At 52.2% G+C, this 13,730-nt stretch carries 11 protein-coding genes; 3 read left to right on the forward strand and 8 right to left on the reverse strand.

Annotated features, from left to right (window positions below):
* Positions 1 to 55 precede the first annotated feature (55 nt).
* A complete protein-coding gene (locus ACR0LY_RS05140) occupies positions 56 to 1,090 on the reverse strand; it encodes an RluA family pseudouridine synthase (RefSeq protein WP_170348369.1) in 1,035 nt (344 codons plus the stop codon).
* Between ACR0LY_RS05140 and ACR0LY_RS05145 the strand changes: the two genes are divergently transcribed.
* Positions 1,089 to 1,394, forward strand: a complete 306-nt coding sequence (locus ACR0LY_RS05145; RefSeq protein WP_170348368.1) for a DUF6476 family protein — start codon at positions 1,089 to 1,091, stop codon at positions 1,392 to 1,394. The two genes, ACR0LY_RS05140 and ACR0LY_RS05145, sit on opposite strands and share 2 nt — an antisense overlap.
* 3 nt (positions 1,395 to 1,397) lie before the next feature.
* On the opposite strand, the gene ACR0LY_RS05150 is transcribed toward ACR0LY_RS05145, so the two are convergent.
* From ACR0LY_RS05150 to ACR0LY_RS05175, 6 genes are all read right to left on the reverse strand, one after another.
* Complete coding sequence (locus ACR0LY_RS05150) at positions 1,398 to 2,381, reverse strand: hypothetical protein (RefSeq protein ID WP_170348367.1); 984 nt, start codon at positions 2,379 to 2,381, stop codon at positions 1,398 to 1,400.
* A gap of 31 nt (positions 2,382 to 2,412) precedes the next feature.
* Complete coding sequence (locus ACR0LY_RS05155; protein WP_170348366.1) at positions 2,413 to 3,411, reverse strand: glycosyltransferase family 2 protein; 999 nt, start codon at positions 3,409 to 3,411, stop codon at positions 2,413 to 2,415.
* A gap of 110 nt (positions 3,412 to 3,521) precedes the next feature.
* On the reverse strand, positions 3,522 to 5,519 hold the full coding sequence (locus ACR0LY_RS05160; protein WP_170348365.1) for a hypothetical protein: 1,998 nt from the start codon (positions 5,517 to 5,519) through the stop codon (positions 3,522 to 3,524).
* Positions 5,516 to 6,457: a hypothetical protein gene (locus tag ACR0LY_RS05165; protein WP_170348364.1), complete on the reverse strand. Its 942-nt coding sequence runs from the start codon at positions 6,455 to 6,457 to the stop codon at positions 5,516 to 5,518. The genes ACR0LY_RS05160 and ACR0LY_RS05165 overlap by 4 nt, the downstream gene beginning before the upstream one ends.
* A gap of 5 nt (positions 6,458 to 6,462) precedes the next feature.
* Positions 6,463 to 7,446 (reverse strand): glycosyltransferase family 2 protein, encoded by a 984-nt coding sequence (locus ACR0LY_RS05170; protein WP_170348363.1) that lies wholly within the window; start codon positions 7,444 to 7,446, stop codon positions 6,463 to 6,465.
* Positions 7,447 to 8,337: 891 nt separating this feature from the next.
* A complete protein-coding gene (locus tag ACR0LY_RS05175; protein ID WP_170348362.1) occupies positions 8,338 to 9,279 on the reverse strand; it encodes a response regulator in 942 nt (313 codons plus the stop codon).
* Positions 9,280 to 9,837: 558 nt separating this feature from the next.
* On the opposite strand from ACR0LY_RS05175, the gene ACR0LY_RS05180 reads away from it, so the two are divergent.
* Together ACR0LY_RS05180 and ACR0LY_RS05185 are read left to right on the forward strand one after the other, a co-directional pair.
* Entirely contained in the window at positions 9,838 to 10,578 is a 741-nt protein-coding gene (locus ACR0LY_RS05180; protein ID WP_254437169.1) for an acyl-homoserine-lactone synthase, read from the forward strand.
* 403 nt (positions 10,579 to 10,981) lie between these two features.
* On the forward strand, positions 10,982 to 12,118 hold the full coding sequence (locus ACR0LY_RS05185) for a response regulator (RefSeq protein WP_170348361.1): 1,137 nt from the start codon (positions 10,982 to 10,984) through the stop codon (positions 12,116 to 12,118).
* 63 nt (positions 12,119 to 12,181) lie between these two features.
* Here the strand turns inward: ACR0LY_RS05185 and ACR0LY_RS05190 are convergent, their stop codons facing one another.
* Complete coding sequence (locus ACR0LY_RS05190) at positions 12,182 to 13,432, reverse strand: cytochrome P450 (RefSeq protein WP_254440169.1); 1,251 nt, start codon at positions 13,430 to 13,432, stop codon at positions 12,182 to 12,184.
* Positions 13,433 to 13,730: the final 298 nt, after the last annotated feature.

Consider the following 13,730-nt stretch of genomic DNA (forward strand, 5'->3'; position numbering starts at 1 on the left):
AATTAACGATAGATAAAGGAAACCAAAGAAAGTCTTAATCACGTAACTTTGCGCATTATGTCAGCGGTGCGCGAAGCTGTTCAATCAGTTTCTGCATATCTTCGGGCAATTCGGCCTCAAACCGCAGGTTTTCACCAGTTACCGGGTGTTCAAAACCCAACACAGCGGCGTGGAGTGCCTGCCGCGGAAAGGCTCTCACGGCCTCGGCTGTGGTCGCGCTGAACGCCTTGGCGGCCAGTTTTCGCTTGCCGCCGTAAACCGGATCGCCCACCAAACCGTGCCCGGCATGGGCCATGTGCACGCGGATCTGGTGCGTGCGCCCGGTCTCCAACCAGCATTCGATCAAAGCCAACCCTGCTGGTGATCCAAAAACCTCAACCAGACGTGCCCGCGTCACCGCATGACGCCCGCCATGAAACAGCACCGCCTGCCTTTGCCGGTCGGTCTTGTGCCGTGCCAGTTGCGTGGTCAGGCGCATGATGTTTCCGGGCTCGAAGCTGACGCCTTTGACACCGCGCAAACGAGGGTCATTCGCATCCGGCACGCCGTAGCAAATCGCGCGATAGTAGCGCTCGACCGTGTGCGCCTCGAACTGTGCAGCCAGACCGTGATGGGCCGCATCGGATTTCGCCACCACCAGCAGGCCGCTGGTTTCCTTGTCGATGCGATGTACGATTCCGGGACGCTTGAACCCGCCTACCCCGGACAGGTCGTCACCGCAGTGATGCAGCAACGCATTGACCAATGTACCGCTCGGAGACCCCGGCGCAGGATGCACAACCATGCCCGCCGGTTTGTTGATAACGATCAGGTCTGCGTCCTCAAAGACAATCTCCAACGGGATATCTTCGGGACCAATATGGCTGTCCTCTGCCTCATTCACGGTAATCGCCACGGATGCGCCCTCGGCCACTTTGGCTTTTGGGTCGCGCGCCTCGATGCCGTCGATCAGAACAGCGCCCTGATCAATCAGCCGGGCCAACCGCGTGCGCGAGAGGTTTTCATCGGCTGGCACATCCCGCGAAAGCGCCTTATCAAGACGAGGCGGCGGATCGGCCGCAATCTGAAATTCAATCTGGCGGGTGCCCATGACTGTCCCTTCCGAACCCCAAGAACCGCAGGAAACACCGCAGCTTCGCCTGCTGCGGAGAATGGTCATGTTGTTGACCGCGGTGATGATTGGCGGGGTTCTAGTGACATTCGCGCTGATTGTCATCCGACTATCGGACAGAACCCCCACCCTGCCCGATCAGATCGAGCTTCCAGACGGCGCCAAAGCACAGGCAGTGACAATCGGCAGCAACTGGTATGCGGTGGTGACCGATGACAACCGTATTTTGATCTTTGACAAAACAACTGGTCGCCAGCGTCAGGAAATCACCATCGAACGATAGGGTTCAATCCTCTAGCGCCATGCGAAAGACGATCTCGGACGCGCGGCGCAGGGCGTCGTATTCCTCGGGCGTGTCGCGTCGGAATTTCTGGTCTTCTTCGTTTAGTTCAACCGGCTCAAACAGCCTTGGCCGGTCGGGAAAGAACTCTTGCTGGAATGTGACGTCTAGCTTGGTCAAATACTCATCCAGCCAGGCCCGCTCGTCCGGCTCCAGCACATCATAGCGCCGGATCATGACCGGATCACTGACCACGCGCCGACGCAGCTGGCGACTTTCCTTGCGCCCCATGGAACGTGAGACAATGCCAAAAGCTTCGCTGGCCACACGCGACTGAGATTGGTTAGCGGGCCGTTTAGCCGCCGTGCCTTCCGGCAAAGGCACGCCTATGCGCAACATGAAATCATCCACGATATGGCCTTGGACCATCTGCGCGCGATCATACATCATCGGGACAATCGTAACGCCCGGAAAAGCCTGCCGGATTTGGTCCAGTTTCGCCGAAAAGGTGAAGGTCCCAGGGTCATTCTTGATTTTCGCCAGCCTGTCCCGGACATATTCCGACGCGCTGGTGCCCATACGGCCATTCTTAGCGCGCTGCTTGTAGTCGGCTTCAAAGAAATCCGAGTAGCGGCGGCAATAGTAGGTGATCCTTAAGTCGCGAGAGGGGATTTCCGCGAATACCTGTGCCAACTTGTTCAAATCACAGGAATAGAACATCTCTGAAGACACTAGGCAGGTCTGATCGCTGTGCGCCTCATACTCGGTTGCCATCAACGCGCGGAACGGGTCCATCGACTCATTGGTCTGATTGATGCGAAAGGCGATGATGTTGTGGCTGATCGCCAGACGTCCGCTTCCTTCCAACCGACGACGGCCCGCCTCAAGATAATGCAAGCCGACATCAGCCAGTGGGGCCTTGTTCTGACGCACATATGCCTGCAACGCAGTCGTGCCGGTCTTGGGCATACCTATATGCAGCCAAAGCATCACAGGCCTCCTGTTTCAAAGAGAATTCCGCTCATTCCCTGTGACTGGCCGCAAAATCCGCCGTCATCTGCTGCATGAGGTCCTGCATCTCTGGTTGCGCCCGCAGGTCCATGATCTTCTGCCTGTGCAGATCGCAGGACAAATGATGCAGCCGGGCCGTTTCAGTATCTGACAGCAACTCGTAAAAATGTTCGCGCTTGCGATCCAGGATGACATCGATCGAGCCATCTTCCTCGGCGTTTTGGTTCATCATGTTCCAATAGTCCATGCCAAGGCTTTCCCCCAGATGGTGGGCCCGCCCGCGCATTTTCTTGACCAGGTAGCTTTCACAGGACTTCAGCGCATAGTGATTGATCTGCACCAGATCATACCCAATGGAATCCCGTGCCGAGCGCCAACTGGCACTAAAATACCGGTCCGGCATCAATTGCCCCGATCCGTTGTACCAGTGACAATCTTCCATGGTCTCAACTGTCGGGCGTTTGGGTCGATGAACCCCCAGCGCACTCCAAAGTTCGCGCTGAAACATCGTTTTGAAACCCCAGGCTTGCGGTGGACGGTATTTCTGCTCTTGCGCCGCTCGTCGAAACTGGTCCGACAGGAATCGATCCTCATATCGAACGACACCAGCATTTCCGAACAGGCGCCATGTCATCGAAATCATCTTGGCGTCCGGGATGGCATCGGTCAGAGCGCGCAATGTGTTGTCACCGGTTTTGACGTTGATGTGTTCATCAGCGTCAATCACAACCACCCAGTCTTGCGGCCGCGCCACCTCCATCGCCAAGAATTTTTTGTAGGCGCGCTTTTGGGGGCTGGTCTGACGGCGCGAGTTGTTGTCGACATGAGTGAGGATGCCCCTTTCATCCAACCGGTTCAGCAAAGCATCCGTACCATCCGTGCAGTCGTTGGTCATCACCACTATTTGGTCGACGCCAATTGCCCGGTTATGGGCCACCCATTCCAGCACAAAGGGGCCTTCGTTTTTCATTGGGGTTACGCTGATAAATCGGGGGTCCTGATCGGTCATGACTGACTGCCTGTTCATTTATTGTTGCCCCGACACTCTCGGAGGTAGCATTTGGAAATTTTGGGTAAATTACGTTCTATTGCACTCGCAACCAAGTGAAATCCAGCCATCTACCCGCCTGCCCGTTTCAATTGATTGGTAAAGCGTTTGTAGGTCGGGCACAGATCTCTGGCTTTTTGCAGATACGCCCGGGCTCTTTCCTTTTCACCGCGTTGCAACAGAATTCGGCCGGCCTCACCCTGAACGGAAGCGGTGTCGTGATCAATTTCAGCCGCCTGAATAATCTGGTTCCGCCCCTGCTCTTCCGCGCCGTTTCGCTCTAGAAACCGGCCCATCGCAAAAATCAGAAACGGGTTTCCTGGATCACAGGCCAAAGCCTCTGCCATCGTCAAACGAGCTGAGGCGCGATCACCTTCGGCTTCGTAAAGTTCAGCCAAACGCTTGTGGTAGAGAGGATTATCAGGAACGTTCGCGGTAATATTTCGCATTATATCAACCGCCTGCGCCGCATGGAGTTCTCCCAAATGCATATTCAACACCGTTGCGAAACTCTGCACTCGGGGATCACAGTCCGGGATATCAGTCATACGCACCAGCCCGTCATGCAACTGCTTTAAGCGGTGCTGGCTGTCAAACAACCTGCGCGCTTTTTGATCCAGCGCCAAATCCGACCAGTCCAATAGAAGGAAATCGAAATTGCACGGCAAACGCACCAGTACGTTGCGTTGCGCGACGTGGGAATTGAAGTTGAACCAGGGTCTGCGGATCACCTTTTGCAAAGACCAGTCCGTCGGTGGAAACAGCCGAAGGGCAATCTGATCCCGGTACACAACCCGCGACCCGAAAACCAGAACGTCCGGCCTAATCGGTTTGGCCCAAAAGGCTTGGCTGAAGGCCTGACCGGCCTGCCAGCGCTTTCGCATTTCTCCCAGTGCAGCGGACTTTAGCGCGCTTAGTACGGCGTAGTCTTCGGGCCAGACATTTTGATTCTCCAAAGCAAAATCGGCCATTTCCTTGGCCTCTGCCCATTTGCCCAGATAAAACAGGTTGAGCGCCTGCAGCAGTGGCAGAAATGCATTGTCCGCACCTGCATCCAATATCTTCGCGGCAAGCTCGAGGGACTCTTGCGTTCGGTCTTCTGCATTCAGTCGGTTCAAGTGGAAGAGAGCTTTGGCATAGATATGCGCAGCCTCGGATGCGCTCAGAAACTCATCAGACTGCTGATGGAGCCTGATCAATGCTGCTTCGTTGGCAGCCTCGATCTCAGCCTCGCTAAGCACATCGCGAAACACCACGCGTTGTTGCCCAGAGATTCTTGCAGCGGCCATCGAAAAGGCCGAAATAACAGGCGCAATCACCTGATCGGCCCGCGACATCGCATAAAGCTCGAGAAAGTCGCGCTGCGCGCGGGTCATGCCCGAGACATCCGCGATGTCCGACATTTGCAGCAGTTGCGGAAACCGCTTTTGAAACCGGGTGATCAATTCAGCCTGATCCGAAAACATGATGGCCGTTTGCCCGTCGGCTTTCTCCAGATGTGCCTCGTAAAGCTCTTCGAGTTCGATCTTGGCGGGCCAGGTTGTGTGTTTCCACGGCGAACCGTTCAGAATGTCGCCCCGCCGGATGTGATAAGCCGTCACCCCCTGTCCCGACAGCTTTTCATCCGCCCGGTCCATGATGGCGCGGATTTCGTCCTTAAAGCCGATCTGATGGATGAAATCCCGATACCGAGGGCGGATCGCTTCGATATCCTCCCAGGGAAAGGCCAGCACTTCGAACCCTTCCTCAACCACAACCGACCGGCCCGAATTGAGATGCGCGATCAGGCGGTCAGGGGTTTTGTCCCCCTGAAAGGTCCAGATTGGCAAAGCCTTGTCGCTGAGTTTTTCAAACGCCTTTGCACTGAGGAATTGTGCATCCATCCAATCCTGAGCAAACAGTTCCTGCGGATGATCCAGCTCGGGTGCATCCGATCCTTTCGGAAACCAATTGACCTTGTAAGTGGTGTCAAAATCCTCGGCCAGACGAATGCAGGTCAGCATCATCAGCAGGCGCGCGCCCATGCGGTCTTTGCGCTGGCCGATGAACACTCCTTTCGCAGGCGTCATTGGGACTTCTCTGCCTCAACCAATGCGGCGCGACGCAGTATGCGGAATTTATGGCGCGCCTGACCCACCAACTTTGGATGACGTTCGCCTGCCTGCGCCTCAATCGCGCGCATCACCATCGGCAACCGGCGCCGTGCGCGCATCATCTGATAGAAATCACCTGCCTCAAGCGATCCGTCCATAGCCTTCTGCATGACGGGCTTGAGGATACCCAGCTTGCGCAACATAGGGGCTGCAAAATGGTTCGAAAACCATGTCTTAAGCAGCATGACATTTTCACCCTTCAGCCGAGTGACCTGCTGCCGGTCAAGGTCGAAAAACGGGTCATAGAAGACATAGGCCTTACCCGCCTGCTTCACCGTCTGCGCGGCGTCACCATATGGCAGATCCCAATCCTGCACCCGCCCGAAACGATACCGCGTTTCCCACGGGACCAATCGTTCATCCAGTGACGTCTGAGGGTTAAATGCGATCACATTTGCGCCCGGGACCAATTCAGAAAAGGTCAGCGCCCCGAAGCCGCCCATCGAGGCCCCGGCAAAGACGACCTGGTCGAACTGATCGAAAAACCCTTCGGCTGCGCGGTTCTGGAAATACGTGATGATCTCTGGATCTCGATACCAGGCCTTGGTGCGCGCGAATATCCCCATATGCGACCAGCCCTCATCACGAAAGAACTTCCAACCCCAGGGTTCACGCGCAAAGGACAGGTCGTTCGCATTGGCGATATTGTCAAAACTGACAACCAGTTGCGAGGCAGAGCGTTGATGAAACAGCACCGAATGGCGTTCCAGCTTTTGCAGGAAACCGGCCCCATCTCCACCAGGATAGAGTTCGACAAACCACGGCGGTGCAGGGTCGGTCAGAATACGTTCATACCCCGTCTTGCGGTCGGGGTGATCGGGTTTCAACTGCTCTTTCGAAAGGTCGTCTGCCATGATCTTCAGATAAGATTATCCGCCAGCCAAACCCGAAAATCCACCCAGTCAGGCCGCATTTTTATCTCGGCGACCTTGGCACGGTGCCAGTCACAGGCATTTGCGTGCAGCGCGTCCAACGTTTCGTCCGCCTTCAGTTCTGCCAACAATGGCGCCGCGCGTCGTGCGATGGGCTGAATGGATTGGTCAGCTTCTTTGTTGGCATTCATGTCCTGCCAGTAGGATTGCCCCTGATCCACTTTGATATGGTTAGTCCTCCCCCGGTCTCGCTTGATCAGAAATCCGTCCAGCGATCGAACCGAGTAATGGTGCAGGCGCCCAAGTGAATGATCGAACCCACGCCAAGCGCGCCAGCCCACCTTTTCGGCCGGAAACAGCTTGCCCCCGGCGTCAGACCAGGCAATCTCACTTTCCTTGCCTTCTTCCATGCCCTTTGGGCGATGCGGGCCAAACCGGGTGAATTTGCCATTGTTGCGAAACAGGGTTTTAAGTCCAAACGCCCGGCCCGAATGGTATGGATACTCCTGATCTCCCATCGCGAAGGTTTCGGTTACGGGCCTGTCTTCAAAACTGATATTGCCGGAACTGCCAAACAGTTTCCAAGCGAATGAAATCGCATCCACCTGCTGCCCTGCACGGTTTTCGACCTCGGTGATCAACGCGTCAAAGCTGTTGTCGCCGTGGCGGATGTTCCAGAACTCATCCACATCCAGACATAACAGCCAATCCGCTTCCTTGACCTTGGGCTGACGCCGCGCCCGACGCAGCATCTGATGCTGTGGATTGCCCCCCTCTTTCACCTCGTTCGAGACATGGGTGGCCAACCCCAACTCCTGCAGTCGGCGGGCAATATCGTCGGTGCCATCGTCGCAATCGTTGGTGAAGATCACAAAGTGATCGACCCCCAATGTTTTATGAAACGCGACCCATTCCAGCATATAGGGGCCTTCGTTCTTCATAGTGGTGAATACGGTAATGGCCTGAGACATTAATACTTCCCGACTTGCGTTGACCTTCGTCATACACAACCCAGAAGGCGCGGGCGAGACAGGAATTGGAGTAATCAGCAATCCGGCACAAACTGGTGCAACTCTACCCCGATCCAAAGGGCTGATCGCCATGAATTAAGAAGAGAATGGTGCGGTCGAGATGCATTGAAGACTTGAACACGCATACTTCTGACCGTTTCTGTTTGCTTCAAAAAGTCGTCTAGATTACTGAAAAATATAAAAATGTGGCTTCATTTCGCTTCAGAGTGGTTCACTGTGTCTCACACTAAAAGGTGGACCATAGGGTGGACCAAATTCCAGCACTCAACAAGCTATCATCATTGCAAGTGAAGAACACTCAAACCGGCTAGTGCTTGGATGGCGAGTACCTCTGGCTGCCAAAAACGACGGTGATGCTGGCAAGTAGTGCTTCGGGTTCCTATCCACAGGCTTCGCAGAGGGATGGGGTGGAGTGCTCTGTCAGCCATAGCTCTAAAGATTCACGCCAAGAAGTAGAGAAATGGCGACCCGTAGCCCGTAAAGGCAAAGACCCCATCAAAGAACAAGAAGGGATACGCCGGGAAGCTGCTTAGACCGATCACGCTTTGACCGTGGTCGCGAAAGAAACCTTCAGGAAATTAGAGAGAGGCGAATACGCCAGATCTCGCATCAGATCAAATTTCGAGAAGAAGCTTACGGGTTCTTTCTCCGAGTTGTTGCCGCCGGGTAGGCACTGAGAACGGACAAAGTAGGCCAAAAGCACAAAGGTTGAACGTCTGATGAACGAGCGCGCGGATCGATTTAAACCAGCAAAATGAAAAACTCAGGGCGTTCTAATGTATTTTTTACACCAACAGCCTAGTCTCAATCACCATCCATAAATGCAGTTTTTCAACCAATATTCGCCGCTCGGCCTTCCGACATTTCAGCCATTTCGACGGCCTTGTCTATCAAGAACAACGCCTCCATCTTGGTTTTGGCTTTAAGCATAACTTCTTCGCTAACTTGGAAGCCAATTGGCCGACCTGAAGTGGTGTCACCGGAAACTTCTTTCAATGCCTCCGGAAGCGGAGCTCCTAACTGGTCCACGCTCAAATTAACTTGATTGTCGTAGATCACCAAGAACACGCCATTTCCCCAATAGGTCGCCACTTTACGCCCTTCCTGACTAGCTGACAGAACCGCTGTACCAGCTAAAGTCATGGCACTACGGAATTCACTGACCGTGCTCGTCTCATAGATTTGTTCGGCGCCTATACATTTCACCGCCACAAGCTTTGCAGCCATGGAGTGCATCGTTGAAAGCTGAATTACGTAGTTCTCAAATTCAGCTAACCCAATGAAACCGGGCAAATCTCCGAAACATTGCGGATCACTTAAGCGAACGTCCGGACTATTGCCAAAACACAACTCAAAATCCGCTTCAGCTTCCAGCACTTCGATTGCCGCTCTGCGTTCCGCTGCCATTCTATAGGCGTCAGACAACCTCTGCTTCAGATCAGAGAACTCAAAAGGCTTTGTAACGTAGTCCGTCGCCCCAACTCCGAATGCTTCGTCGATGTACTCTTTTTGCACCATGGCGGTCACCATGATAATAGGCGTGTAAGTGTAATCTGGTAATTTTCGCACTTCTTCGCAAAGAGTTATGCCGTTCATTTGCGGCATCTGCACATCCAGTAGCAAGCAGTCGAACGCTTCGTTAGGTCGTGACAGTATTTCAATGGCCTCTCGCCCACTTCTGGCGGTGACGACGTCTTTATAACCGAACGCGTCTAGAACTCTATCTAGCAACTCCAGGATGCTAGGATCGTCGTCTACAGCAAGAATACGCATAACTTTTCACCAACCTTTTACACCTCACCAAACGTTGGGCATTGCAGACTTCAGGCAACGGTTGGCTCGCGCATGATACACTCAGGGTTTTCTCATCCTCTCTTACGAAGACGGCAAAACGGTGACACAAGGTGGGCTTCCTTATGTCTGTGCATTTTTTTTAACTTGCGCAATTCTTCCCGTGCGAGAGCGCATACTGAAAAGCAAATCCCTCCAATTCTTGATGCCATTTTAACTTTGCTCCTCTCAGCCGTCACGACTGCCTCAAAATACTATTGGATAGCGAAACCGCGCCTGATCCGGGCGAGAATTTGAAAGGAATACATAAGAGAAGCTGTATTTTTTCAAAATGTTGCCAGACATGGGGAAAAAAGTGGAACCTGCGGGAGAAAATAGAAGCCAAGAACTTTCTAGAGTTTTTGGTCAATTAGCGAAGGTAACCAAAGGAAGGGAGGAGATTTAGACACACCTATCCATCTATTCGGGCAACTACCGCATAGGGTTGTGGACTTGCTGAGTTGAATCTTGCCATAAGTGTGTCAGAAATATGAGTAAAATATGGACCAACCACTCAGGTATAAGCAGACATACCCGGTCCCGGAGGAGCTTCCGGAACTGACACCTGCTAACGGCACTTCAGGCGCACCAAATACTTTGGCGCGACTAGAAATATTTGCTGCCAATAGCAGTCCGCCAATGCCACGTGGCAACATTGGCCATATTCGCGCGACTACACTTAATTTTCGCAATATTTCCGAGCATGGCACCCTTCTGACAAAATACCTTGAAACCAGAAAATCAATTTTCATTGACCAGTTAAAGTGGCAAGTTGGCGAAGCTGACGGGATGGAATTTGACCAATACGACACGCCAGCCTGTCGATGGGTTGTGTTGCATGAATTCGGTGAGGTCTTAGGAGGTGTGCGACTTCTGCCCACGACTGCAGAGTGCGGGGTATACAGTTATATGCTGCGCGACGCGCAAAGAGGTATCCTTAAAGGAATACCAACTGACGTTCTATTTATTGACGCCCCGGTAAAGCGCTCGGTTTGGGAAGCATCCCGTTTCTTCGTGGCAAAGGATGTTGCATCGTCACGCAGGCTTCCGGTTCAACAGGAGTTGTTTCACCAGATGACTACTGTCGCGATGGAAGGTGGTGCGACCAGCATCCTGGGCATCGTCCCCTCAGTCTGGGCACGGTGGTCACGGCGACTGGGCATCAATGCCTCGCCTGTCGGCGCAAAGTTTTCCATCGATGGCACCATCAGTCAGTCGGTTTTATTCAACATCCACAAGTAAATGGAACACCTCATCCACTAGATTGTCTTATTTACTCTTGGACGCCCGACGCATATTTCATTGCAACTAAGGTTGATTTTAAGACTATTGGGAGAACTCGGCTGTATTGCATTTTCGTGGGGTTTCCAGAGACGATGCTTAGACTTCCAACCGTTGTTCAATTCCGTAGTTTTGCGATCGTAGACTGCCCTTTAGCGCCAACAGATTGCCGAAAAAATAACGTTAAGAGAAAGCGACGCTAGTTCACAACAATGACTGGCAATTCGTTATTGAGGCCGTTGGCGCCAAATAAAGGTCAAGAAAAAGCCCCTTTCTAAGAAGACTTTCTCCATTTTTGCCGCTGTTTCGGCCCACTCTCCTCATAAGTTTATCCCGTTATGAGGATATCAACGGTTCACCAGTTATGAGACATTCCACATTTGGCAGTGATCGGTTCCAAAGAAATTTAGAGCATCGAGCGCAAAGAAAGACCGCACTTACTGTACTGGCGGTTGATGATGATCCTGACATTTTGAAATTGCTCCAGTCAGCACTTCCTGAACTCGAAAACTGCAATGTGGCTGCTGCCAGTTCAGCTGATGAAGCGCTTGGGATGATAGAAGCAGCAGAATCCCCGTTCGACTGTCTGCTTGTTGACATTCAGATGCCTGGAACCTCAGGGATAGAATTGCTTTCGCAAATCCGAAACCTGCCGGAAAATCTGGAAACACCTGTCATAATGCTGACTGCACTGGATGACAGGCACAACATCGAGAAGGCATTTTTAGAAGGCGCGTTTGATTATGTAACTAAACCCTTCGACTTCTTTGAATTGCGCAGCCGTATGAACGCTGCTCACCTTCTGATGATGGAAAGAAGGAAAACCCAATCCTCATCGGCGTCGATAGAAAACCTTCGCAGTGAATTGGATTTCAACCAGAAATTCAATTTCAAGGATCCTTTGTCTATCGACGAGCAGGAACAATGCTTGGGGTATGTCGAATTCGATAACTATGTCGAGCAGCTTTCACGGAGGCGTCGATTTGACACCTGGGTCACCGCAATCAAATTTCGTGACGCCGAGTATCACTTTGATCTGAAGAATTTTGGTGATTTTCGGCGATCTGTTTCCGACATTGGATTCTGCATTGAAAGAACAACACAGGCTGCTGGAGGAATTTATTCCTATCGCGGGAGTGGCGCATTTCTCGTTGTTACACATGGGCGGGAACGCACCCAGAATATTCCGACCGAAGCTTTCCTAAACCAAGAACTAGGGACTGTTCTCAGCAACCGCTGCGCATCTGTCCATCTTAAAGTGGTGAAAGGTACACCGGTATCGCTTCGTTCTTTTACGAAGGTTGGAGCATTCGCCTCTTTGGACATGGCTATCAAAAAAGTGAATCATCGTGAGGCCAATCTCAGAAAGGGCCTGGTTACAACCTCTTCCACATTTTCAGAGCCCACACCGCATCGCAAAGAAATGGTCAACGATAGATTGTTTGATGTAGTCTTGCGTGAGCTGTACGGCGATAACACTTACCTCACTCGCCGGCAGTAAGCTAATTCTATCGCCAGGCCTGACGTCGATCAAAGGTCAGGCACTGGAGTTTAGATATCAACTTTATTCGCGAACCCGTTCGGCATTGAGGATGAGTGGGCCACTGGTACGCATGGTGAATGTCAAAACTGGTTCCGGTAATTCAGACTCTGTAATCGAAAAATTTATTCGACGGAGCACCGAAGCCATAAGTACCATGATTTCAGTTTCAGCGTACTGAGCACCAATGCAGATTCTGGGACCATCTCCAAATGGAATGTACTGACCTCGAGGTAGTGTAGATCCCAAGAACCGTTCCGGTCGATAGTGGTCAGGAGCATCCCAAAGTTTTTCGTTTCTGTGCAAAGAGTAAACTGGGAAGAATAGCGCGTCACCATTTGCAATCTTTACCCCTTTGATTTCAAGGTCGGCAGTTGCGTCTCTAGCAAAGAACGAGGCTGAAGGGTAAAGCCGCAGCGTCTCTTTTACATGGGCGCGCAGGAGTGGCATTGCCTCCAGGTCAGAAAACTCCATTGGACCTTTGGGGCGAACCGACCGAATTTCTTGTCTAACCTTAGCTTGCATATCTTGGTGCAACGCCAGCAGATAATACCCCCAGGCCAGAGCGTTGGCGGAAGTTTCATGACCAGCGACGACAAAGGTTAAAAGGTTGTCAACGGTTGTCGCTTCATCCTCGAAATCTGTTTTCAACGCCTCAATCATGAAATCGAGGAAATCCTGTGGCTCGCTGCGGCATTCGGAGCGACGCTGATCAATAACCTGTCTGGCAAGGTTCCGCATATTAGTCACCGGGGCCAGGCTGCGTAGCCAATTCTTGCGCGGCACCCACTTTGGCAAACCCATTAAATCGAAAAGAGACAAATCAGAAATGTACTCAAAATACTTGATCAGCCCCACGCGTATTTGCTCTGAACTGACTTTCTTGTTACCCGAAAAAATCACCCTGGAAATATTCGTCAACGTTGATGCAGGCGCAATTTGTGCAACATCTACGGGGCCTTCGTGTTCCGCCAATGAATCTGCAATCTCGACACCAGTCTCTGCAAAATGCCGAGCCAGAACCGGGAGGTTCCTGGCGGCGAATAGTGGAGAATACCTACGCCGCTGCTGACGCCATTTTTCCCCTTCAGAGAGTATCAACCCGTTGCCTACAGCCGATCCAATAATGTCTTTAGTGAACTTGGCTTTGGGAAACGAACGGCCCTGCCCGACAAGTAACTCGGTTATTATTTCAGGATCGCAGATATAGTGTATGTTTAAAGGCCCACGAACATAAGTTTCACGCAGAGTTTCGGCCGGGATGACTTCAAACATGTTTCGACCCGCGGACCTTGCAAACTGAAGCAGTGTCACCGGCTTTTTTGCAAGCCTAGCCGAAACAGGAGCGACAGCGCCCTGCCCCAACTTCGTAAATTGAACTGCAGTCAAACCCCAACCCTTTTAGATTTTCTCCTTCTTTATGGCACATTAAGATAAAAAAAATTGCACTTAGCAACGAGATCGTCGATTCTGGGCGCCCCACACTGCATTTGCGCAACAAAAATTTTTCAACCTCTCACATCAGAATCTTGCGTGAAACGCCAACAATCTCGGTGGCCTTCAAAGGATTAGC

This window comes from Ruegeria sp. BC5, from assembly GCF_056539205.1.